Source organism: Haloechinothrix halophila YIM 93223 (genome assembly GCF_000504245.1).
Classification (GTDB): Bacteria; Actinomycetota; Actinomycetes; order Mycobacteriales; family Pseudonocardiaceae; genus Haloechinothrix_A; species Haloechinothrix_A halophila.
In genome coordinates this window covers 269,346-292,505 of the sequence record NZ_KI632509.1, presented here as the reverse complement: position 1 = coordinate 292,505, position 23,160 = coordinate 269,346, and the positions used below count along the sequence as shown (strand labels likewise).

Sequence of the window (23,160 nt, the reverse complement as noted above, 5' to 3'; positions counted from 1 at the left end):
GGGCCGCGGCTCGGGCTGATCTGCTCAGACCGCCCCTTACCGCTTCCGGTACGCCAGGCCAGCCGCGACGGCGCCCGCCACGGCGCCAGCGCCGAGCACGGACGGCACGCCGATCTTCGCCGCCTTGCGGCCGGTGCGCCAGTCCCTGATCTCCCAGTGCCGTTGCCGTGCGACGTCACGCAGGCCGGTGTCCGGATTGATGGCGACCGCCGTGCCGACGACGGACAGCATCGGCACGTCGTTGAGCGAGTCGGAATACGCGGTGCAGCGCTTGAGGTTCAGCCCCTCCTTCGCCGCGAGCGCGCGGACGGCGTGGGCCTTCGCCCTGCCGTGCAGGAGATCGCCGACGAGCCTGCCGGTGTAGACGCCGTCGACCTGCTCCGCGACGGTGCCGAGCGCGCCGGTCAGCCCCAGCCTGCGCGCGATCATGGTCGCCAGCTCGACCGGGGTCGCGGTTACCAGCCACACCCGCTGGCCCATGTCGAGGTGCATCTGCGCGAGCGCCTTGGTGCCGGACCAGATCTTGTCCGCCATCAGCTCGTCGTAGATCTCCTCGCCGACCTGATTCAGCTCCTCCACGCTGCGTCCGGCTACGAACGACAACGCCTGCTCGCGCGGAGACCCGACGTCGCCCTCCTTGCCGCCGACCCGGAACTTGACCTGCTGCCAGGCGAACCCGGCGAGATCGGACGTCGTGAAGTACTTGCGCGCCGCGAGCCCGCGCGCGAAGTGGAACATCGACGCGCCCATCATCATCGTGTTGTCGACGTCGAAGAATGCCGCCGCGGTCAGATCGGGGGCGACCGGCTGAGGCGGTCCCGGTTCGTCCTCGGCGAGCTTCTCCGCCGCGGCTGCTGCCGCTTGGCCCTTCTCGGCGGCCGCTTCGCCGTTCTCGATGTCGACGGACTCGGCGAGTTCCGCGGTGACGTCCAGCGGCTCCGGCTCGACATCGGGGACGGCGTCCGGATCGCCATCGGGGAGTGTGCCCGGCACGACGTCCGGCTCAGGCCCGCCATCATCGGCGGTTGTCCGCGCGTGCTCTAAGGACACGGCGGCCTCGGCTGATGCTTCACCCGCCATCGCCGCCAGCCGCTCTAGCTCGCGGTTCTTGTCCTTGCCACGCCACAGCGCCACCCGCACCAGCCTCCAGTCAAGGATGTGGAAAGTGCTGGCTCCTAGTGTGTCATTGTGCGCGGGGTGATCGCCGAGGTGGTTGAGCGATCTTCATACCCCCGTTAGTGGCTGTGTGCAGGTAAGACACCACCGTGTCGCCGTCAGCCGATGCCGAGTTCCGGCAGCAGCGGGATGCCGGGGGAATTCGCCTCAGAGGACTCCTCGACCGGCTCCTCGTCGGTCCCTGGTAGCGACGGCTCAGGCAGCTCGGGCACGGTGAGCGGTTCGTCCGCGGTGTCGTCGCCGGTGTTCTCGGGATCGCTTGTCCTGCCGGTCGGGTCGAGATCCGGCGCTGTCGTCGCGGGAAGTGGCGACGCGGCGTCCTGCCCCGACTTTTCCGTCTTCGTCGACTCCGAGCTCGCCTTTGGCTGCACCGCGACGTGTTCGCGCCCGTCTTGCGCGGTGTCGCATTGTCCTGTCGCAGGCAAGACGCCAATGATGTCGGACGCGTCCGCGACCATCGCATCGCAGTGGGCGCGACCCAGCAGCGCGACGGTCCTGTCCTCGATGTCGCGCACCAGCTGTGTGCTCTGTCCGAAACGGTTCAGGACCGTGTCGGGGATGGAGGGCTGCAGCGTCGCGAGCCGATCGCCTGATCGCATGGCCCAGTCGCGCAGCATGGTGAGGTCGCCGCGGTCGTCGTTGTCGGCCGCGTTGTCCGTGATGACCCGGGACGCGATGATCGCGGAGCGGTCGAGGTCGATCAGCAGCGTGCGGTAGTCGGTCGCCTCGTCGGCCGTGGCGCCGCCGTCGGCGTCGTCTCGCTCGACCAGCGCCGTGAGCTCGTCGATGCGAGTGGATGCGATCTCGATGTGTTTGCGAGCCCTGCCTTCGTCGGAGAAGGTCAGGTCGAGCGCGATCGACTCGGTCGTGCGCTTGAGGTCGTAGAGCAGATCACCAGGGATGGCGGTCTGCGAGAGTTCGATGCCGAGCGCCCCAGCCGCGACGATGCTGGCCGCCGTCGCGGCGGCGAGCAGCGAGGCCTTGCGCTTCTGGCGATGCTTGGGCGACTCCGGGCTGCGGAGGGTGTGTGTGGGAACAGGCTCGTTCGCGCTGTCGGTGGTCGTCTCCTGCGCGCTGTCGGTTGTGTCGCCTACGACAGCGGTGGCTGACTTCGCTTCGATGGCGGCAAAGATCCGGTCGCGACCGCTCTTGTCGAGAGCAGGCTGTGAGCCGAGCTCGCGCAGCGCTGAGACGACAGCGAGTTCGTCGCCGAACTCGTGGTCGTCGTGTGTTTCGGCGCTGTCGACTACTCGGGCGAAGCGGTCGCTTCTATCCCTGTTGCGCCGATACCAAACGGGCTCGTTCACCCTGCGTCCCCACCTCCCAAGAGGGGTGTCCGGTGGTCACCGGACACCGGCGCCGTGCGCGTGTGTTGCGCGCGTTGCCGGCTGTCGATTCGTTGCTGCTTTTTAACGACCTCGGGGTCGTGGTAGTTACGACCTGGCTGCCAGGTGTGGCGTAGGTTAACCCGTTCGAGTGTCATGAGAAGTTTCCTCATCGCAGGCCGTTCGGCATCAGTTGCGCGAGCCTTCGCACGGCCCGGTGTTGCAGCGCCTTGATCGCGCCCTCGTTGCGATCCATGATCTCCGCGGTCTCCGCGACGCTCAGTCCCTGCAGGAACCGCAGCACGATGCATTCTTGCTGGTCGTCGCCGAGTTCCTGGATACATCGGAACAACTCGTCCTTGGTCGCCATCGCGATGACCTGCTGCTCGGGGCCCGCGTCCGCCTGCTTCTCGGCGAGAAACGGCACGCTGCCCGCGTCGGCGATCTCGCCGGTGGCGATCTCCCTGCGGTAGCGGCTCGATTTTACGTGATCGAGGATCAGATTCCTGGCAATGGTGACGAACCAGGCGCCGACGTCGCGGCCCTGATAGCTGACGGAGGTGATCCGGCGCAACGCGCGGAGAAACGTCTCGCTGGTGACGTCCTCGGCGAGCTCCTTGTCGCCGACCCGGAACAGGACGTACCGGTACACGGTGTCGACGTATTGGTCGTAGAGCATGCCGAAGGCAGCTGTGTCGCCTTGCTGGGCCGCGTGGACCAGACCCCACGCCTGCTCCGACGTGGTGTCCTCGGTGTCCGTGCTGTCCGCCGACTTCATCGCGATGTCGTCGCCGGTGTCCACCAAGCTGACAAGGGCATTCGACATGGTCTCCCTCGATCACGGCGCCGGTTACACCTAGTGGCTAGTGATGCCCGAGTTAGCTACTCGGGCGTAGGAAGCATACGTCGTGGTCACGCTCCTAGGTAGTGGTCGGGCAGAACCAATAACGAGATGCTCATCCGATCGGCCTATGACGCGGGACACTTCATCTAGTTTGGTGTGTTGTGGGTAACGGTTGTGCGCTGCTGTGACTACGTGACGTGTTTGATGGCGGGCGTAAAGCTTCAGTTTACGCGCGCCCCAGTGCTGACAAGGGCTCGTTCGGTTGGCGATAACCGCGCGGACGATCGGGGCCCTGTGGTGGGTTCGTGGGTCGCTTGCCATGCTGGTGACCCCCCTGCGCGCTGCGCCGTGCGAGTGAACGTACGGACTGCGAAACCCGATAGGAGAACCCGTGGCTGCTGACGCGAACGTGGCCGACCTCGCCGCATCGGCGGCGGCGAACTGGCCTGCCGTGACGGCGCTTGTGGACAGCTCGTCCGAGCTGGCGCTGACCTGGCAACACATGGACAACGCCGTCAACGCCGCCGCGGCCACGCTCAGGGAGTCCGGCGTCGCGCCGGGCGACAGGGTGGTGGTGCGGCTGCCGACGTCGGCCGCCTACGCCGTCGCGGTGCTCGGCGTGCTGCGCGCTGGCGGGATCGCGGTGCCGTCGTCGCCGCAGTCGCCGGTCGCCGAACTGCGCGGGCTGCTCGCGCACAGCGAAGCCGCCACCGTCATCAGCACCAAGGACGTCGAGTGGCCAGGGGAGCGTGGCACGGTGCTGCCGCCGCCCGGCGTCGATGTCGCGCCCGCCGACGTGGTCGAGCCGGTGACCAGCGGCGAGGACATCGCCATGCTCTGCTACACGACGTCAGCAAAGGGCTCGCCGCGTGGCGTGATGCTCTCGCACCGGGCGCTGCTCGCGAACGTCGAGCAGGTGGGCCAGCTGCGGCCGGCGCCGGTCGCGCACGGCGACCGGGTGCTCGTGGCGATCCCGCTGTTCCACGTCTACGGCTTCGGCCTTGGTCTGCTGCAGGTGGCCGCGCGGGGCGCGACGGCGGTGCTCGCGGAACGGTTCGACGCGGCCAAGGCGCTGGGGTACTGCCAGCGTCACGAGATCACCATCGTGGCCGGTGTGCCGACGATGTTCCGCGAGTTCGCCGAGCTGCCCGCCGAGGCGCTGGCCTCGGGGCTTGCCAGCGTGCGACTGCTGACGTCGGGGGCGGCGCCGCTGCACCCGAAGGTGCTTGCCGCGATCGAGAACGCGACCGGCCTCGGTGTGTACGAGGGTTACGGGCTGACCGAGACCGCGCCCGTGCTGACCTCGACGATCGTCACCGGCTATCCGAAGCCTGGTTCGGTCGGCAAGGCGATCCCCGGTGTCGAGCTGCGGCTGATCGGCAACGACGGCGCCGAGATCGGCAGTCCCGTCCCGCTCGACGAGGACGACCCCGACGACCTGCTTGAAGAGGACGACGTCACCGGGCTGGTCACGGTGCGCGGCAACAACTTGTTCTCCGGCTACTGGCCGGACGGCGACGGCGGTCCTGACGCCGACGGCTGGTTCCAGACCAGCGACGTCGGCTACCTGGACACCGACGGCGACCTGCACCTCGTCGACCGTGTGAACGACCTGATCATCGTCAACGGCTTCAACGTCTATCCGCACGAGGTGGAGGACGTCATCGCGGAGCTGCCCGGGGTGGCCGAGGTCGCCGTGGTCGGTGTGATGGACGAGCGCAGCGGCGAGGCGGTAAAGGCCGTTGTCGTCGTCGCGCCGTCGGCGGCGCTGTCCGAACAACAGGTGATTGACCACTGCACGGAGCAACTGGCGCGCTACAAGGTGCCGAGCTTCGTGGAGTTCACGGAGGAACTGCCCTACACCGCCCTCGGCAAGCTCAGCCGCACGCCGCTGCGATAGGGACGGGCGCGGCGGGATGCCTGGCCCCCGTTGCGTCGTGTCCGACACTCAGAACGCTGTGTCATGCATTCGGGACGCCGTGTTCGTCGCTCAACACGTTGTGTTCGACGTTCACGACGTTGTGTTCCTCATTCCCGGCGTGCGGCCGAGACCCATCGCGCGCCACCCTCCGGCATGATGGGGCGCATGCACGAGGTGACCGTGATGACGAGGCAGGGCTGCTCATTGTGCGTGACGGCTGAGCAGGAGGTCGAGCGAATCTGCGGCGAGCTGGGCGTGCCGTGGTCGCTGACCGACGTCGACACCGACCCCGAGCTGCGCGCCGAGTACGGCGACCTGGTGCCCGTCATCCTGATCGACGGCAAGGAGCACGGCTACTGGCGCGTCGAAGAAGACCGCTTCCGCCAGGCCCTGACGTCGTGACCCGTGTTGATCTGTAGACGTCGTGGTCGCTATGGCGACCGAAACGCCTCAAGATCGTCTGCTCGCGATGGGTGCCGGGCGTGTGGCTGGGCTTCGGACGGCGGAGCAGGTGAGCGGCTCTGACGACGTAAGGCACTCGTAACCGCCGAATGCGGGCCGGACGTCGAGCCCGCGGCGATGATGGAGACATGGACACCTCGCCTGGCCTGCCAGACGACGTAAGCCCTGGACCGGACGACGCGACGCGTACCGAGTCGGAAGGGCCGATGCGTCTGCCGCTGGGCACGGCTGTACTCGTCGTCGTGCTCGCGCTGCTCGCCGCGCTCACCGCGGGACATTTCGTCGCGGCGTTCGTCGGGCCTGGCGCGTCGCCGTTCCTCGCTGTCGGCAACAGCGTCATCGACCTCGCGCCGTCGTGGCTGGTGGAGTTCGGCAAGGACGTCTTCGGCACCAAGAACAAGCTCGCCCTGTTGCTCGGCATCGGCGTCGCCCTCGTGCTGATCGCGCTGGCCGCGGGCGCTGTGTCCCGGCGCAGGGCCGCGCCGGGGATTGGGCTGATCATCGCGCTGGGCGCGGTAGGGCTCGCCGCCGTGGTGACCCGCCCCGAACTGGGGCAACTCGCCGTGACCGCGCCGATCGTCAGCTTCCTCGTTGGCATCGCGGTGTTTCCGTGGTTGCACCGGCTGGCGCTCGAAACGTACGGGCCGAGGACGGTGTCCGGAACTGGTGACGCTGGCGGTGCTGTCGAGGTGCGGGAGCCCCGTGCCGTCACCGATGCCTCCCGTCGTCGTTTCCTCGGCTCGACGATCGGTGTCGCGGCGGGAGCGGGCGTCGCGGGGCTCACCGGGCAGACGTTCGCCGGGCCGGACATCCAGGCGTCTCGTGCGGACATCGCGCCCTTCGCCCCAGCGACCACCGCCCCGCCCATCCCGGCAGGCGCGGACTTCGCCGCCAACGGCACACCCACGCTGATCACACCGAACCGCGACTTCTACACCATCCACACCGCACTGGTCGTTCCGCGCGTGCCGGTCGACGAGTGGACGTTGCGGATTCACGGCATGGTCGAGCGCCCGATCACCCTCACCTACGACGACCTGCGCCAGCGGCCGCTCGTCGAGCGCACCCTCACGCTGGCGTGCGTGTCCAACCCAGTCGGCGGCACGCTGATCTCCACCGCGAACTTCATCGGCGTCGACCTCCGCGACCTCCTGCGGGAAGCGGGCGTCAAACCCGGCGCGGAGCAGCTCTACTCCACCAGCCATGACGGCTTCACCGCTGGCACCCCCGTTGACGCCGTCATGGAGCCCGATCGGCGCGCGATGCTGGCGCTTGGCATGAACGGCGAGCCGTTGCCGGTCTCGCATGGCTTCCCGGTGCGGATGATCGTGCCCGGCCTGTACGGCTTCGTGTCCGCGACGAAGTGGCTGGTCGATCTGGAGCTGACGACGTGGAAGGCCAAACAGGGCTACTGGCAGCCGCGCGGCTGGGCGCGGGAGGCGCCGGTCAAGACGCAGTCCCGCATCGATGGTCCACTCGGCGACATCACGGCTGGCGATGTCGTCGTCGCCGGCACGGCGTGGGCGCCGCACGTGGGTATTGACGCCGTGGAGGTTCGCGTCGACGATGGGCCGTGGCAGCGGGCCGAGCTGTCGACCGAGGTCAGCGTCGACACCTGGCGGATGTGGCGCGCTACGGTGCGGATGTCGCCGGGGCGGAACACGGTGACGTGCCGGGCGACGGATCGCACCGGGGCGACGCAGCCGGAGGTGGAGACCCCGGTGGCGCCGGATGGTGCGACCGGATGGCACAGCGTGACGTTCACGGCACAGTAGGCCGCGACAGGCCGGTGCGGTTGGCCGCGCGTGAGCCGCCCGCGGCCGGGATGACGTGGGCCTGCTCACCCGGCGCGACCACGGATTTTGTGCACGCATTCACAAGCGGCTACCGTAGGTACCTACACCTTGTGCCGCGCGCGGCGCTTCCTCCGCAATTTTTGCATTTCTCGCAGGGGTTGTCCCACAGTCGCGTGCGCGGACAAATCGGTCAGCAAGGAGAGCAGGTGGCACGGGTACAGCGTGATGGCGGCGACGACTCGGCGCCGACCACCGAGCTGCCCGCCGTGCGGGACCAGGACCCCTCGGCAGTCAGCGAGCCAGTCACTGGCTCGGTGAACGGGCGCAAGGTGCCCATGGCAACGGACAAGGCGCGGGCGATTCCCGAAGCGGCTGTCGCGCGGCTCGCCGTCTACCTGCGGGTGCTGTCCGGCATGGCAGAGCAGGGTGCGGTCACCGTCTCCAGCGAAGAACTCGCCACCGCCGCCGGGGTCAACTCGGCGAAGTTGCGCAAGGACCTCTCCTACATCGGCACCTACGGCACGCGCGGCGTCGGCTACGAGGTCGATGTCCTGACCAGCGAGATCGAGCGGGTGCTCGGGCTGACGGGACAACAGAAGGTCGCCGTCGTCGGCATCGGTAACCTCGGCCACGCGCTCGCCAACTACGGCGGCTTCCCTGGCAGGGGTTTCCCGGTCGAGGCGCTGTTCGACGTCGATCCCGACTTGATCGGCATCCCAGTCGGGGGCCTCCCGGTCAACCACATCGACGACATCCCCGACATCTGCGCCAAGCGCAAGATCGCCATCGGTGTGATCGCGACGCCGCCCACCGCTGCGCAGGCGGTGTGCGACCGCCTCGTCGATGGCGGCGTGCACTGCGTGCTGAACTTCGCGCCGGTCGTACTCCAGGTCCCGGAGCACGTCGAGGTCCGAAAGGTCGACCTCGCGATCGAGCTGCAAATCCTGTCTTTCCACGTCGCTCGCAACGCCGAGCAACGTGCGAGTCGACGGGCAGCGGCGGCGCGCGCATCCTCGAATGGTGAGGTGGTCTGAATGAACGTGCTCGTCGTGGGGCTCTCGCACCGTACAGCGGACCTCGACACCCTTGAGCAGGTCGCCGTCACTCAGGCCGACCTGCCGAAAGTCCTGCACGAGTTGCAGCAGTCGCCGGACATCGCCGAGGTCATGCTGCTGTCGACGTGCAACCGCATCGAGGTCTACGCGATCGTCGAGGCATTCCACGGCGGCCTGACATCGGTGTCGAGGGTGCTTGCCGACAAGGCTGGCGTCGAGCCGACAGCGCTCTACGACAACCTCTACGTGCACTACGCCGCCGCCGCGGTGGAGCACATCTTCTCGGTGGCGTCCGGGCTCGACTCGATGGTGCTCGGTGAGACGCAGATCCTCGGCCAGGTGCGCGCCGCGTACGCCGACGCCCGTGACGCGGGCACCGTCGGCAGCGCGCTGCACGGGCTGGTGCAGACCACGTTGCGGGTCGGCAAGCGGGTGCACACCGAGACGGGACTCGGCTCGCTCGGGGCGTCGGTGGTATCCGAGGCGCTCGCCGACGCGGGTGACATCGAAGGCCGCACCGCGGTGATCGTCGGCGCTGGCTCGATGGGAGCGCTGGCGGCGTCGCAGCTGCGCAAGGCCGGTATTGGCCGGATCGTTGTCGCCAACCGCACGCTGGAGAACGCCGAGAGGCTCGCCGCGAACATCACCGAGACGGGTGGCGACGCGCGGGCCGTCGAGATGGCCGATCTCGCCACCGCGCTCGCCGACGCCGACCTCGCGGTGGCCTGCACCGGCGCGCAGGACGTCGTGGTCTCGACGGAGCACGTGCTGCCGAGGCAGGGCCGTCCGCTCGTCGTCTGCGACCTCGGGCTGCCGCGCGACGTCGCACCGGCCATCGACGACTTCGACGACGTGCGGATCGTCGACCTCGAGTCGGTGCGCCGCAGGATGGACACGAGCGCGACGTCGGACACCGCCAAGCAGACCGCGCGGGCGTCCGGCATCGTGCTGGATGAGGTGCGGGAGTACCTGGCGGGCCAGCGCAGCGCCGAGGTGACGCCGACCGTCGCCGCGCTGCGCAAGCAGGCGGCCGAAGTGGTCGACGCCGAACTGCTGCGGCTGCACCGGCGGATGCCGGAACTCGACAGCGATGTGCGCGACGAGGTCGGCAAGACCGTGCGCCGCGTCGTCGACAAGCTGCTGCACACCCCGACCGTGCGGGTCAAGCAGCTCGCGGCCAGTCCAGAGTCCACCGACTACGCCGATGCGCTGCGGGAACTGTTCGGGCTCGACCCGGCAGCGCCGGTCGCGGTGTCGAAGCCAGCCGCGCACACCCCGAAGCACGACCAGATCGACACGGATGGTGAAACCCAGTGAGGGCTGTTCCCACGGTGACTAAGACGATCAGGATCGGCACCCGAGGCAGCGGGCTCGCGCTCGCGCAGACGTCGGCCATCGCCGAGCGCATCGAGCGCAGCGGGCAGCAGGTGGAGATCGTCACGATCTCGACGCCCGGTGACCGTTCCAGTGCGCCGATCGCCGAGATCGGCGTCGGCGTGTTCACGTCGGCGCTGCGGGAAGCGCTCGCGTCCGGTGAGATCGACGTCGCGGTGCACTCGTACAAGGACCTGCCGACCACTCCGGAGCCCGGCCTCGTTATCGCGGGCGTGCCGGAGCGGGAGGACCCGCGCGACGCGCTGATCGCTCGTGACGGCCTCGCGCTCGGCGAGTTGCCGCCCGGATCCGTGATCGGCACCGGCTCGCCGCGCAGGGCGGCGCAGCTCCGTGCGCTGGGCCTCGGCCTCGAGGTTGTCGGCATCAGGGGCAACATCGACACCAGGATGCGCAAGGTGTTCGACGGCGAGCTTGACGGCGTCGTGCTCGCCCGCGCTGGGCTGGCTCGGGTCGGCAGGCTGGACGAGATCACCGAGACGATCGACCCGATCCAGATGCTGCCCGCCCCGGCGCAGGGTGCGCTCGCGGTGGAATGCCGCGCGGACGACGTCGACATCGAACATCTGCTCGCATCCACTGTGGACGACAAGGCGACCAGGGCCGCCGTGACGGCTGAGCGGGCGGTGCTCGCCAGGCTCGAGGCGGGCTGCAGCGCGCCGGTCGGCGCGCTGGCCGATGTCGTCGAGGACCTCGCCGATGACGGGTCAGTCGTCGAGCGGCTGTCGCTGCGCGGCGTCGCGGCGACGGAGACGTCCTCCGGCGCGGTCGACATGGTGCGGGCGTCGGCTACCGGCGAGCTGGCCGATGCCGAGTCGCTTGGCCGCGATCTGGCGGTCGAGTTACTCGATCTCGGCGCGTCCGCCCCTTCCGGCCCAGGGGCCTGACCCCCGCTGGGCCAGGTGGCCACCGCCTCGTGAGCGGCAGTCGCGGCATGTGCCGCTGTTGCCACTGGCGAGGCGGGGTCGCCGTGCACGACACCGTGCGGCGCGACACTTCTCGGTGAGCGAGACGTCGCGGCGCACCACAACTCCCATAGCGAAAACCCGCGAGAACGACAGAGGAGAACGCAGAACATGACCCCCGCACGGACTTCAACCGGGCGAGTCGTCTTCGTCGGTTCCGGCCCAGGCGACGTCGGCCTGATCACGGCGCGGGCAACGGAGCTACTCGGTAAGGCCGACCTCATTGTGACCGACCCCGATGTGCCTTCGACCGTGCTCGCGCTCGCGGGTGACGAGGCGGAGGTGCGGCCAGCCGTCGGCGAGTCGAGCGAGGTCGCCAAGGACCTGGCCGACGCCGCCGAGTCCGGCAGGCTCGTGCTGCGGCTGATCTCGGGCGACCCGCTGACCCGCCCCGCCGTCGTCGCGGAGGCCAACGAGGTCGCCAAGACACCGGCGGTGTTCGACATCGTGCCCGCCGTCTCGCCCGGCGTCGCCGTGCCCGCCTACGCCGGGATCGCGCTCGGCGGCGAGCACACCGAGGTTGACCTGCACGCCGAGGTGGACTGGGCCGGTCTCGCTGCCACGCCTGGCCCGCTGGTGCTCAGCGGCACGTCGGCGCACCTCGCCGAGGCTGCCTCCCAGCTGGTCGAGCACGGCCGCAAGCCGGACACCCCGGTCGCGGTCACCAGCAACGGCACCATCAACACCCAGCGCACCATCGACACCACGCTGTCGACCATGGCCGCGGACGTCGGTGAAGCGGTCGGCCCGCTGGTCATCACCATCGGCGACGCCGTCGGCGACCGCGCGAAGCTGTCTTGGTGGGAGTCCCGCGCGCTGTATGGCTGGAAGGTGCTCGTGCCGCGTACCAAGGAGCAGGCTGGTGCGATGGCGGAGCGGCTGGAGAGCCACGGCGCCACCTCGCACGAGGTCCCGACGATCTCCGTCGAGCCGCCGCGCAGCCCCGCGCAGATGGAGCGCTCGGTGAAGGGCCTGGTCGACGGCCGCTACCAGTGGGTGGTGTTCACCTCGGCGAACGCCGTCCGAGCGGTGTGGGAGAAGTTCACCGAGTTCGGTCTCGACGCCCGCGCGTTCTCCGGCGTCAAGATCGCCTGCGTCGGTGAGGCGACCGCCGCGAAGGTACGTGGGTTCGGCATCGAGCCGGAGCTGGTGCCGGAGGGTGAGCAGTCCAGCGAGGGCCTGCTCGCGGAGTTCGCGCCGTTCGACGACATCCTCGACCCGGTCAACCGGGTGCTGCTGCCGCGCGCCGACATCGCCACCGAGACGCTGTCCGCGGGACTTGCCGAGCGCGGCTGGGAGGTCGACGACGTCACGGCGTACCGCACCGTGCGCGCATCGCCGCCGCCAGCCGAGACTCGCGAGATGATCAAGACGGGTGGCTTCGACGCGGTGTGCTTCACCTCGGCGTCGACCGTGCGCAACCTGGTCGGTATCGCCGGTAAGCCGCACGCCCGCACGCTGGTGGCCTGCATCGGCCCGAAGACGGCCGAGACGGCGACCGAGTTCGGCCTGCGGGTCGACGTCCACGCCTCGAAGCCGCTGGTCACCGTGCTGGTCGACGAGCTGGCCGCGCACGCGGCGAAGCTGCGCGCCGAGGGTGCGCTGCCGCCACCCCGTAAGGCCAAGCGCCAGCGCCGCTCGTCGTCGTCCTGACGGCGACGAGCGCGCAGGGCGTCGAAGTCGATCAACTTACCCTGCCTCGCGACCAAACTGTGTCTGTTATGTTCGGTTTAGATGGTCGCAGCCCAGGGTAAGTTGATCGACTTCGCGGGGTAGGCGCAGGGAATGCGTCTTTCACCGTGTCACCGCGCCGCTGTGCGGTTGACGTCGTTAGAACCAAAGCCAAGCAACTCCAGCGGATGTACTCCGGTGGCGCGTTCGGGCGTGGCCCCGGTGGCATCGACTTCACCACGCTCGAACTCCAGTACGTCGGCAACCCGCACAAGGGCAAGGGGATCGACTACTCGTTCCAGGCCGACTACGTCCCCGATCCGGACGCGAAACCCGGCTATGGCGGGCAGAAGAAGCTGCAACTCGCGTCCGACGCCTTCTTCACGTGGCTCGCGCTGACCCCGGACAAGTTCTGGGTCAACCTCAACCCTGACCAGCCGGACACGATCATGGACAGCGCGTTCGCCAGCACCGACGCGGGCCGCGTCCTCCTTGAGGCCGATCTGGCGATGAAGTACGACTTCGCCGAGGCGATCAACCCGGAGAATCGGGAGGAAGCCCAGCTCTACTGGGACACCGCGCCCCGGCGGGACGGCATCCCCTGTTTCCCGACGGTGCGGTTCTGGATCGAGCCAAAGCCCGCGAAGGTCCGGGAGCAGAACGGCGGCATCTACATCCTCGACGCCCCGCTGCGTGTCGACGCCGAGTGGCTGGAAACCGACTGGCAGGCACCCGGCGCGCGTGAGTGTGATCTGACCGAGCCCGAGAAGCGGCTCAGCGAAGAGTCGGTGCGGCGGTGGATCATGCCCGAGGTCGAGAAGCGGGTGAACAACAACCCGGAGTACGCCGACCTGCGGCGGGTGTACGCCTCCCGGATCGCGGCCGAGTGGGTCCGGCAGCAGGACGCGAAGAAGGCGACCGACTTCCGGGAGATCATCAACAGCAACGACGTGTCCCGCTGGCCGCTTCGGGGCGAGAACGCCGACTGGAGCAAGCACGAGGTCTGGCAGCAGTACATGACGACGCTCCGCGAGGGCATCGAGTGGTTCGAGCTGGAGTACGGCGGCAAGGTGTACAACCAAGGCGCAGGCGGCGTGGACTTCTCCAAGGCTCCGAAGCGGAACGTCACGAAGGCCGAGTTCGACTCGCAGCATCCGCGGACGGCCGAGACCACCAAGACGTCGCAGCGAACCGAAACCGCGTATCGCAATACGGAGACCGCCTTCCTGGGCGGCACCAGTGCCAGCAACATCGACAACGGCGATCCAGACCCAGACCCGGAACCCGAGCCGACCCCGTCGCCCAGTCCGTCACCGTCGCCCAGTCCGTCACCGTCACCCAGTCCGTCACCGTCACCCAGTCCGTCACCGTCACCCAGCGACCCGTCGACGCCGCCGTCGAACCCGCCTACGCAACCAAGCGCGCCAGGAGGGGGCGATCATGACAAACCGGCGCCGCCGGACCAGGCAGCCGGGGACCTGCCGCAAACGGGGGCTAACGCCGCGATCCGCTGGCTCGCCGCTGCCGGTGCGGGGTTGCTCGCGGTTGGTGCTGGCCTGACGTGGTGGATGCGCCGACGCAAGACGGCTCCGGAGCGCTGACTGGACCGCCCTAGTCGAAGTCGATCAACTTCCTGCGCCGTGTGACCATTTCACGTCCGGTTTGTCCGGTTATGCTCGTCACAGTGCGCAGGGAGTTGATCAACTCCGGCAGGGGCCACCCCGCTCCGTGCCGCACCCCGCGACGTTGCTGCGTACGCCACCCGGAGTACGGTCGGCGGTGTGTTTCCCGAACAGCGACCACGGCGGTTGCGGAGCACACCGGCGATGCGGCGGCTGGTGCGCGAGACGACCGTGCGACCACGACAGCTGATCCTGCCGATGTTCGTCGCCGAGGGGCTGTCCGAGCCGAAGCCGATCGGCAGCATGCCCGGCGTGGTGCACCACTCGCGCGATTCGCTGCGCAAGGCGGCGGCCGAGGCGGTAAACGCAGGCGTCGGCGGCATCATGATCTTCGGCGTTCCGCGCACGCACGACGCCACCGGCTCCGCTGGTAGCGACCCGGACGGCGTCCTCAACGTCTCGCTGCGCGATCTGCGCTCCGATCTGGGCGATGACACCGTGATCATGGCCGACACCTGTCTCGACGAGTTCACCGATCACGGCCACTGCGGCGTGCTGGATTCCGAGGGCAAGGTGGACAACGACGCCACGCTCACGCGCTACGCCGAGATGGCCGTCGCGCAGGCGGAAGCGGGCGCGCACATGCTCGGCCCGAGCGGCATGATGGACGGCCAGGTCGCCACCATCCGTGCCGAGCTGGACGACGCCGGGCACTCCGACGTCGCGATCCTCGCCTACGCCGCCAAGTACGCCAGCGCGTTCTACGGCCCGTTCCGCGAGGCGGTGAACTCCCAGCTCAAGGGCGACCGCAAGACCTACCAACAGGACCCGGCCAACGCGCGCGAGGCGATCCGCGAGATCGAGCTCGATCTCGCCGAGGGTGCTGATGCGGTGATGGTCAAGCCCGCGATGTCCTATCTGGACATCGTGTCGGCGGCGTCGGAGATCTCCGACGTCCCGGTCGCCGCCTACCTCGTCTCCGGCGAGTACTCCATGGTGGAGGCCGCCGTGGAGCGTGGCTGGCTGGACCGTGAGCGCACCGTCGTCGAGATGCTGACGTCGATCTGTCGCGCAGGCGCGGACATGGTGCTGACGTACTGGGCGGCCGAGGCCGCTGCGTGGCTGGACTGAGTGATGACAACAGGACCGTACGGACCCAACGATCCCGACGAGGACGGCCCCTCGCCGCGCGATGACGACTACTACCCGGTCGACGAGGCCGAACGCGCGGCGATGGGCTTGCCGCCACTGTCGTCCGACCGCCGCGAGCGTGCCGACCCGCCGCAGCTGGTGCGGATCTCGGTGCTGCTGTGGCTGCTCGCTGCGGGCGTAATGGTCGCGGGGTTCGTGCTGATGCTGGCGAATCAGCGCGCGATCACCGAGGAACTGCTTGACGCCTACCAGACCGCCCAGCGCGCAGGCGAGTCGATCGCCAACCGGGGGATCAGCGACTCCGAGGTCGCGGCGGGCGTGCCCGGCTTGTTATGGCTGTTGCTGGTCGGTTCCTTGATGATCGCCGGCCTGATTGGACTGTTCGCCTACCGCGTGCGGGAGGGCACTCGCTCGGCCCGTACCGCGTTGCTGCTGCTGGCCGCGTTACTGCTGGTGTTCGTCGTCGGCATGCCGTCGGCGTTCGTCAACCCGCTGCACGTGATCGCGCTCGGGCTGGCCGTGATCGCGGCGGTGCTGCTGTTCCTGCCGAACGTTTCCGGCTACTTCCCGCCGCTGCCCAAGGTTCGCAGGCGCTGGCAGGACTACTCGTGACCATCGGCACCACTGACGTCCGCTACGAGGAACTGGCGGCGAGCTGGTGGGCGTTGCTGTTCGGGCCTGGCTTCGCGGTCGCGGGCATCCTGTTCGAGGTCCTCACGCCAGGACCGGTGCTGTATCCGGTATGGCTCATCGCGGGGCTCGCGCTGAGCGGGTTCACGGCGATGTGGGTGTACGCCCGGAAGCGGTTTGCCGTCGTCCGGCTGACACCCGATCTGCTGCGGCAGGGGGAGGAGACGCTGCCGGTCGACCGCATCTCCGCCATCGCGGATGAAGAGGACGAAGCGGAGGATGCCGCCGATGCCGTGGGAAGCGCCGGTGGCACAACGGGTACGACGGGTGGCGTGCCGCGAGGGTCCCGGGTCCTTGGCGGTGGCCTCGCCCCACCGAGGAAGTACGACGAGTTGCCGCTGCGCCTTGACGACGGCACGGTAGTGCTTGCGTGGGCACGAGACGGGCAGGCCCTGCGCACGGCCCTGCGTGAGCTGCTGTCTGCGTGATGGTCGGACGACGCTGGGTGCGGTCTGATATGTCCAGGTGTGAGAGGCTGGTTTGGTGAGCGTGACGAGCAGCAGCGAAAGCAGCGCGCTGGGGGCGAACGCGGAGCCCGAGCAGCAGGATGCGCAGGCGTCGCAACAGGAACCTCGGCTGAACCAGCCGGTGCGCGCGCTGATCGCTGTCGCCGAGATGGCGCTGGCCGGTGTCGCGGTGTGGCTGGCGTTCCGGTTGTGGCCGTACGGCATCACCGAGATCCAGATGCCGGTCAGCGAGGGCAGGGAGGTCACGCTGACCCGCTATCACGGCGACGTCATCTCGGCCACCATCGCGCTCGGCACGCTGGCTTCGTTGTTCGTGCTCGATGCCGCTCGGCAGTGCGTGCTCGCGCTGCGGGCGCGCCCGGTGCGTGCGAAGCAGAAGCGTGACGAGCGCGGGCAGGATCTGACCGACATCACCGCGCGGGGATTCGCCGCGTAGCACCGGGCACGCCGGACGCCGCCCGCCCGACAGCGACCATCGCCGCGCTACCTAGCTCACGTCTGGCCAAGGCCACTTCGGCGGCCGTGCGGTTCGCCTGGGAGACTGCGAGCATGAGTTTCGAGCAGTCGCAGGCATGGTTCGATCGCGCGACAGCGGTGACACCCGGTGGCGTGAATTCCCCGGTGCGCGCGTTCAGCGCGGTCGGTGGCACGCCCCGGTTCATGGTCGCCGGTGACGGCGCGTACCTGCGCGACGCCGACGGCAACAGCTACGTTGACCTGGTCGCCTCCTGGGGCCCGATGATCCTCGGCCACGCGCATCCCGCCGTGGTAGACGCAGTGCGCTCGGTGGCGAGCTCTGGCCTCTCGTTCGGCACGCCGACCATGGGCGAGGTCGAGCTCGCCGAGGCGCTGATCGAGCGCGTGGCGCCGGTCGAGCAGGTGCGGCTGGTCAACTCAGGCACCGAGGCCACCATGAGCGCGATCCGCCTCGCCCGCGGTTTCACCGGCCGCAGCAAGATCGTCAAGTTCGCCGGCTGCTACCACGGCCACGTCGACGCGCTGCTCGCTGAGGCTGGCTCCGGTGTCGCCACGCTCGGACTACCCAAGACGCCCGGTGTCACCGGCGCGTCCGCGGCCGACACCATCGTGCTGCCCTACAACGACGTCGACGCCGTGCGGAAGGCATTCGCCGACCACGACGGCGAGATCGCCGCCGTTATCACCGAGGCCGCCCCCGGCAACATGGGCGCCATCGCCCCGCGCGACGGGTTCAACGCCGAACTCAAGCGGCTCGCCAGCGAGAACGGCGCGCTGCTGATCATGGACGAGGTGATGACCGGCTTTCGCGTGTCGTCCGCCGGTTGGTACGGCATCGACGGCGTCGCGGGTGACCTCTACACCTTCGGCAAGGTGATGTCAGGAGGGCTGCCTGCCGCCGCGTTCGGCGGGCGCGCCGACGTCATGGCATCGCTCGCGCCGAGCGGCCCCGTCTACCAGGCTGGCACGCTCGCCGGGAACCCCGTCGCCGTCGCCGCTGGCCTCACCACGCTGCGCAACGCCGACGCGGACGTCTACCGCGCGCTGGATGCCAACGCGCAGCGGCTTGGCGGCCTGCTCGACGAGGCGCTGACCAAGGCGGGGGTGGCGCACGCCGTGCAGTTCGCGGGCAACCTGGTGTCGGTGTTCTTCACCGACCAGCCGGTGCACGACTACGCGGGCGCTGCCGCTGCCGAGACGTTCCGGTTCGCGCCGTTCTTCCACGCCATGCTTGAGCAGGGCATTTACCCGCCGCCGAGCGCGTTCGAGGCGTGGTTCGTCAACGCCGCGATGGATGACGAGGCGTTCGAGCGGATCGAGGCCGCGCTGCCGCGCGCCGCGCAGGCAGCCGCGGAGGCCACGAGATGACGCGGGCCCGCCGAACGGTTGTGCACTTCCTCCGCCACGGCGAGGTGCACAACCCGGACGGGATCCTCTACGGCCGGTTGTCCGGCTACAAGCTGTCGGAGCAGGGCCAGCGGCAGGCCATCACGGTCGCCGAGACGCTGGCCCACCACGACATCGCGCACGTCGTCGCGTCGCCGTTGCAGCGCGCGCAGGAGACGGCGACACCGATCGCGTCCGCGCACCGGCTCGACGTCGCCACCGACGAGCAGTTGATCGAGTCGGAGAACGACTTCGAGGGCATGCGGGTCTCGGTCGGTGATGGGGTGCTGCGGCAGCCGAGGCACTGGCCGAAGCTGCGCAACCCGTTCCTGCCCTCATGGGGCGAGCCGTACCGTGACGTCGCGCGCAGGATGCTCGGCGCGGCGTACCGGGCGCGGGCTGCCGCGGAAGGCCGCGAGGCGGTGTGCGTGTCGCACCAGCTGCCGATCTGGACGCTGCGGCGATTCCTCGAGGCACGCCCGTTGTGGCACGACCCGCGCAGCAGGCAGTGCTCGCTGGCCTCGCTGACCAGCCTGGTCTTCGACAACGAGACACTCGTGGACATCGACTACTGCGAACCGGCGGGACACACCGACCCGAAGGTGCGTGGCGCATGACTCGGCGACGGCGTGAGTCACCGGCCGGACGTGTCGCGTCCGCCGGGATGGGGCGCAGGGCGGCCGCGCTTGCCGCCGTGGCGCTGCTCGTGCTGACCGGCTGTAGCACGGGGGACGACGCCGTCGTGGCGGGCAGCCAGTTCAACTTCGTCGCGCCAGAGGGCAAGACGACCATCCGCTACGACAGTGCGGACCGGCAGTCGTTGGAGATCTCGGGCGAGGACCTGTTCAACGAGGGCGAAACCATCTCGACGGCTGATTACGAAGGCAAGGTCGTCGTCATCAACATCTGGGGCCAGTGGTGCGGCCCGTGCCGCCGCGAAGCCCCCGAGCTGCAGCAGGTGTACGACAAGACCAAGGACGACGGCGTGCAGGTGCTCGGCATCGACGTCCGCGACCACTCCCGCGCCGCGCCGCAGGACTTCATGCGGGACAGGGGACTGACCTACCCGTCGATCTACGACCCGCCTGGCCGCTCGCTGCTGCCGCTGAAGGGCTATCCGCGCAACATCGTGCCGTCGACGATCGTGCTGGACAAGCAACACCGCGTCGCCGTCGTCTTCCTCAAGGAACTGCTGGCGGAGGACCTGCTGCCGGTCGTGCGGCGGCTGGCGGACGAACCTGACGCCCGGCGGCGGTAGGACGTACGTCACTGCCTACCCTGAGCTACGTGGACTCCATCACCGAGTTAGCGACCTCGGGTCCGCTGCTGCTCGCGGCAGGACTCGCGCTGCTCGCGGGGACGATCTCGTTCGCATCGCCGTGCGTCGTGCCGCTCGTGCCTGGCTACCTCGCCTACCTGGCCGCGCTGGTCGGCGCGGACGCGCCCGCGGTAGACGCCGAGGACAGCGAGCAGGCCAGGCAGGGTCGGTTCCGCGTCGTCGGCGCGGCGGCGCTGTTCGTCATCGGGTTCACGCTTGTCTTCGCAGCCACCGTTGGCAGCCTGGTGTGGCTGGCCGACGCGCTGTTGGTGAACCAGCAGCTGCTGGAACGCATCGGTGGAGTACTGACCATCGCCATGGCGCTGGTCTTCCTCGGCATGGTGCCGATGCTGCAACGCGAGGCGCGGATCCACACCGTGCCGCGTATCGGTCTCGCGGGCGCCCCCGTGCTCGGTGGCATCTTCGCGATCGGCTGGACACCCTGCATCGGCCCGACGCTGGCGGGGGTGCTCGCCATCGCGAGCTCGACAGGTGACACCGCGGCGCGCGGCTTCCTTCTGGTGATCATCTACTGCCTCGGCCTCGGGCTGCCGTTCGTGCTGATCGCCTTCGGCGCGCGGTGGGCGGTGCGCGCCACCGACTGGCTGCGCCGCAACGGCCGCAAGGTCCAGCTCGCTGGCGGCGGGCTGCTGCTCGTCGTCGGCATCATGCTGGTGACCGGGCTGTGGGGCGAGATGGTCGGCTGGATGCGGGACGCCTTCATCTCGGACGTGGTGCTGCCGCTGTGAGCAGCGAGACGCGGACGAACCAGGAGTCGCGGGGGTACCGCGCGACTCCCGCGCGGCGTGCCTTCGCGTTCGTCCGCAACACCTGGCGCGGCCTGACATCGATGCGCACCGCGCTGATCCTGCTGTTCCTGCTCGCGCTCGCCGCGATGCCTGGCGCGATGCTGCCGCAGCGCTCGCTGAACGAGCCCAAGGTGCGGGAGTACATCGCCGAGCACGGCTGGTGGGGCGAGCTGCTGGACACCCTCGGTTTCTTCGCGGTCTACGGCAGCGTGTGGTTCTCCGCGATCTACCTGCTGCTGATGATCTCGTTGGTCGGCTGCCTCGCGCCGCGCAGCGTGGAGTACGTGCGTTCGATGCGCGCCAAGCCGGTGCTGACCCCGCGCAACCTGTCTCGGCTGCCGCACCACGCGTCGAGCACCGTGACCAGCGACGCCGACGACGTCCTTGCCACGGCGCGTAAGCGGTTCAAGGGCTGGCGCACGACCGAACGCGACGAGGGTGACGGCGTCCGCAGCATCAGCGCGGAGAAGGGCTACCTGCGCGAGACCGGTAACCTGCTGTTCCACTTCGCGATGCTCGGACTGATCATCTCGTTCGCCATCGGCAAGATGGTCGTCTACGAGGGACAGGTCATCGTGCACGCGGACGGCTCGGAGTTCTGCAACTCCGGCATCTACGCGTACGACTCGTTCAACCCGGGACTGCGGGTGGACGGCACCGAACTGACGCCGTTCTGCGTCAGGGTGAACGACTTCAAGCCGACCTACACCGAACTCGGCCAACCCATCCAATACCGCGCGGATATCGAGTACTCCTCCGGCGCCGACCTCGCCAGCAACACCTGGCGCCCGTACCAGCTCGAGGTGAACGAGCCGCTGCGCACCGCTGGCGACCGGGTCTACCTGCTCGGTCACGGCTTCGCCCCGGTGTTCACCGTGACGTTCCCGAACGGGGAGAAGCGGACACAGGCGACGCAGTGGCGGCCGGCCGACCAGACGACGCTGCTGTCGGACGGCGCGACGAAGTTCGACCCGCCCGGTATCACCGACTCGGCCACGCGCAGGGACAACCAGCTCGCGGTGACCGGGCTGTTCGCGCCGACCCCGGTGTTCAACGGCAAGATCCTCAGCTCGGCGGGCCCGAAGCTGACCGATCCCACCGTCGCCGTCGACATCATGCGTGGCGATCTCGGCATCGACTCCGGCTACGGCCAGTCCATCTTCGCGATCGACCAGTCGATGGTGGAGAAGGGCGCGCTGGAGCGGGTCGCACGGGAGAACCTGCGGGTTGGCGAGTCCATCACGCTGGACGACGGCACCACGATCTCCTTCGACGGCGTGCAGCGCTGGGTGTCGTTGCAGGTCTCGCACGACCCGACGCAGCTGTGGGTGCTCGGTTTCGCGGTGGCGATGCTGGTGGGCCTCGCGCTGTCGTTGCTGGTCAAGCGGCGACGGGTGTGGATTCGCGTCGCCCCTGCCGCCGGCGCGGAAGGCGGGGGACGTACCGTTATCGAGGTCGGTGGCCTGGCGCGAACCGACCAGGCGGGTTATGGCGACGAGTTCGACGAGATCGCCGCTGACCTGCTCAACCAGGACACAAGGAGTCCGTGATGCCGGTTGACGAGACGCTGTCGCGGTTCAGCGACTGGTCGTACAACACCGCGACGCTGATCTACGTGCTCGCGATGGTGTTCTTCGCCGTCGAGCAGGCGTTCGGCCGTGCGGGGCGGCTGCGTGCGGAGCGCACCGCGGCCCGGAAGCACGAGCTGGTGGGCGCGTCGGCCGGCGGGGCGGTCGACGCGACCGCACGGACTCCCGCGCCGATCTCCACTCCGGCCGGTTCGGCTGAGCCGCCGCTGTCGCCGTCGGCGCGGCGGTCGACGTCGCGGGCGGCCAGGTTCGGCAGGATGGGCGTCTCGCTGACGGTGCTCGGCGCGCTGCTGCACCTCGCGGCGCTGGTGCTGCGCGGGCTCGCGACAAGCCGCGTGCCTTGGGGCAACATGTACGAGTACGTGATGGCCGTCTGCCTGATCGCGGTCGTCACCTGGCTCGTCGTGCTGCGGAAGTACCCGTCGGTGCGCCACCTGTCGGCGTTCGTGCTGCTGCCGGTGGTGATCTTGCTGTTCGTTGGCGGCACGATGCTGTACGCGACGGCTGCCCCGGTGCAGCCCGCGTTGCAGTCCTACTGGCTGATCGTGCACGTCGCCGCTGCGATCGTGTCGTCGGGGATGTTCCTGGTGCCAGGGGTGGCGAGCGTGCTGTATCTGATGCGCGACAGCCACGAGTCCAACTCGTCCCGGTTCGCGAAGCTGGCGGGGCATCTGCCCGGCCGCGACCTGCTGGACCGGCTGTCCTATCGCACCACCGTGCTGGCCTTCCCCATTTACACGTTCGGGGTAGTTTGCGGCGCGATCTGGGCAGAGGCGGCATGGGGCCGGTTCTGGGGCTGGGACCCGAAGGAGACGGTGGCGTTCGTCGCCTGGGTTGTCTACGCTGCGTACTTGCACGCTCGCGCGACCGCTGGCTGGCGAGGCAGGCCTGCCGCGTGGATCAACGTCACCGGGTTCGCGCTGATCGTGTTCAACCTCTTCTTCATCAACCTCGTCACCACCGGCCTGCACTCCTACGCCGGAGTGGGCTAACACGGTGGTGCATATGACGACATATGCACCGGGGCGGGCTGGCGGCTACCG

General features: G+C 69.0%; 21 protein-coding genes. 18 read left to right on the top strand and 3 right to left on the bottom strand.

All coding sequences use genetic code 11. The annotated features are described in order from the left end of the window. Positions 1–36: 36 nt before the first annotated feature. From AMYHA_RS01415 to AMYHA_RS01405, 3 genes are all read right to left on the bottom strand, one after another. Entirely contained in the window at positions 37–1,134 is a 1,098-nt protein-coding gene (locus AMYHA_RS01415) for an HAD family hydrolase (RefSeq protein WP_330758938.1), read from the bottom strand. A gap of 140 nt (positions 1,135–1,274) precedes the next feature. Beyond that, positions 1,275–2,483, bottom strand: a complete 1,209-nt coding sequence (locus tag AMYHA_RS01410; RefSeq protein WP_034267171.1) for a DUF5667 domain-containing protein — start codon at positions 2,481–2,483, stop codon at positions 1,275–1,277. Between the two features lie 187 nt (positions 2,484–2,670). Next, entirely contained in the window at positions 2,671–3,279 is a 609-nt protein-coding gene (locus tag AMYHA_RS01405; protein WP_231104900.1) for a sigma-70 family RNA polymerase sigma factor, read from the bottom strand. 457 nt (positions 3,280–3,736) lie between these two features. Here AMYHA_RS01405 and AMYHA_RS01400 point away from each other — a divergent pair, with 457 nt between their 5' ends. From AMYHA_RS01400 to ccsB, 18 genes are all read left to right on the top strand, one after another. Then, a complete protein-coding gene (locus tag AMYHA_RS01400) occupies positions 3,737–5,245 on the top strand; it encodes an AMP-binding protein (RefSeq protein WP_407919865.1) in 1,509 nt (502 codons plus the stop codon). 186 nt (positions 5,246–5,431) lie between these two features. After that, the gene (locus AMYHA_RS01395; RefSeq protein ID WP_034267165.1) at positions 5,432–5,668 is read left to right on the top strand and encodes a glutaredoxin family protein; all 237 of its coding nucleotides are present in this window, start codon (positions 5,432–5,434) and stop codon (positions 5,666–5,668) included. Between the two features lie 266 nt (positions 5,669–5,934). After that, positions 5,935–7,503: a molybdopterin-dependent oxidoreductase gene (locus AMYHA_RS01390; protein WP_051400297.1), complete on the top strand. Its 1,569-nt coding sequence runs from the start codon at positions 5,935–5,937 to the stop codon at positions 7,501–7,503. Between the two features lie 227 nt (positions 7,504–7,730). Then, a complete protein-coding gene (locus AMYHA_RS01385) occupies positions 7,731–8,558 on the top strand; it encodes a redox-sensing transcriptional repressor Rex (RefSeq protein WP_231104590.1) in 828 nt (275 codons plus the stop codon). Continuing rightward, the gene (locus tag AMYHA_RS01380; RefSeq protein ID WP_034267162.1) at positions 8,559–9,896 is read left to right on the top strand and encodes a glutamyl-tRNA reductase; all 1,338 of its coding nucleotides are present in this window, start codon (positions 8,559–8,561) and stop codon (positions 9,894–9,896) included. A 14-nt stretch (positions 9,897–9,910) separates the two neighbouring features. Beyond that, on the top strand, positions 9,911–10,858 hold the full coding sequence (hemC, locus tag AMYHA_RS01375) for a hydroxymethylbilane synthase (protein ID WP_034267160.1): 948 nt from the start codon (positions 9,911–9,913) through the stop codon (positions 10,856–10,858). A gap of 189 nt (positions 10,859–11,047) precedes the next feature. Beyond that, complete coding sequence (locus tag AMYHA_RS01370; RefSeq protein WP_034267157.1) at positions 11,048–12,589, top strand: bifunctional uroporphyrinogen-III C-methyltransferase/uroporphyrinogen-III synthase; 1,542 nt, start codon at positions 11,048–11,050, stop codon at positions 12,587–12,589. A 146-nt stretch (positions 12,590–12,735) separates the two neighbouring features. Beyond that, positions 12,736–14,208, top strand: a complete 1,473-nt coding sequence (locus tag AMYHA_RS01365; protein ID WP_157361695.1) for an LPXTG cell wall anchor domain-containing protein — start codon at positions 12,736–12,738, stop codon at positions 14,206–14,208. 180 nt (positions 14,209–14,388) lie between these two features. After that, positions 14,389–15,360 (top strand): porphobilinogen synthase, encoded by a 972-nt coding sequence (gene hemB, locus AMYHA_RS01360; RefSeq protein ID WP_084036685.1) that lies wholly within the window; start codon positions 14,389–14,391, stop codon positions 15,358–15,360. A gap of 3 nt (positions 15,361–15,363) precedes the next feature. Next, entirely contained in the window at positions 15,364–15,993 is a 630-nt protein-coding gene (locus tag AMYHA_RS01355; RefSeq protein WP_051399410.1) for a hypothetical protein, read from the top strand. After that, positions 15,990–16,499, top strand: a complete 510-nt coding sequence (locus tag AMYHA_RS01350; protein ID WP_051399409.1) for a DUF3093 family protein — start codon at positions 15,990–15,992, stop codon at positions 16,497–16,499. Before AMYHA_RS01355 ends, AMYHA_RS01350 begins: the two co-directional genes overlap by 4 nt. 55 nt (positions 16,500–16,554) lie before the next feature. Next, positions 16,555–16,974: a hypothetical protein gene (locus AMYHA_RS01345; protein ID WP_051399408.1), complete on the top strand. Its 420-nt coding sequence runs from the start codon at positions 16,555–16,557 to the stop codon at positions 16,972–16,974. Between the two features lie 113 nt (positions 16,975–17,087). Next, positions 17,088–18,383 carry a glutamate-1-semialdehyde 2,1-aminomutase gene (gene hemL / locus AMYHA_RS01340; protein ID WP_034267151.1) on the top strand — a complete coding sequence of 432 codons (1,296 nt, stop codon included), beginning with the start codon at positions 17,088–17,090 and terminating at the stop codon, positions 18,381–18,383. After that, positions 18,380–19,018 (top strand): histidine phosphatase family protein, encoded by a 639-nt coding sequence (locus AMYHA_RS01335; protein ID WP_034267148.1) that lies wholly within the window; start codon positions 18,380–18,382, stop codon positions 19,016–19,018. The genes hemL and AMYHA_RS01335 overlap by 4 nt, the downstream gene beginning before the upstream one ends. Positions 19,019–19,065: 47 nt before the next feature. Continuing rightward, positions 19,066–19,659 carry a TlpA disulfide reductase family protein gene (locus AMYHA_RS01330; protein WP_034267145.1) on the top strand — a complete coding sequence of 198 codons (594 nt, stop codon included), beginning with the start codon at positions 19,066–19,068 and terminating at the stop codon, positions 19,657–19,659. 29 nt (positions 19,660–19,688) lie between these two features. After that, positions 19,689–20,468 carry a cytochrome c biogenesis CcdA family protein gene (locus tag AMYHA_RS01325; RefSeq protein WP_034267142.1) on the top strand — a complete coding sequence of 260 codons (780 nt, stop codon included), beginning with the start codon at positions 19,689–19,691 and terminating at the stop codon, positions 20,466–20,468. Further along, a complete protein-coding gene (gene resB / locus AMYHA_RS01320; protein WP_034267139.1) occupies positions 20,465–22,078 on the top strand; it encodes a cytochrome c biogenesis protein ResB in 1,614 nt (537 codons plus the stop codon). The genes AMYHA_RS01325 and resB overlap by 4 nt, the downstream gene beginning before the upstream one ends. After that, a complete protein-coding gene (gene ccsB / locus AMYHA_RS01315) occupies positions 22,078–23,109 on the top strand; it encodes a c-type cytochrome biogenesis protein CcsB (RefSeq protein WP_034267137.1) in 1,032 nt (343 codons plus the stop codon). The genes resB and ccsB overlap by 1 nt, the downstream gene beginning before the upstream one ends. Positions 23,110–23,160 lie beyond the last annotated feature (51 nt).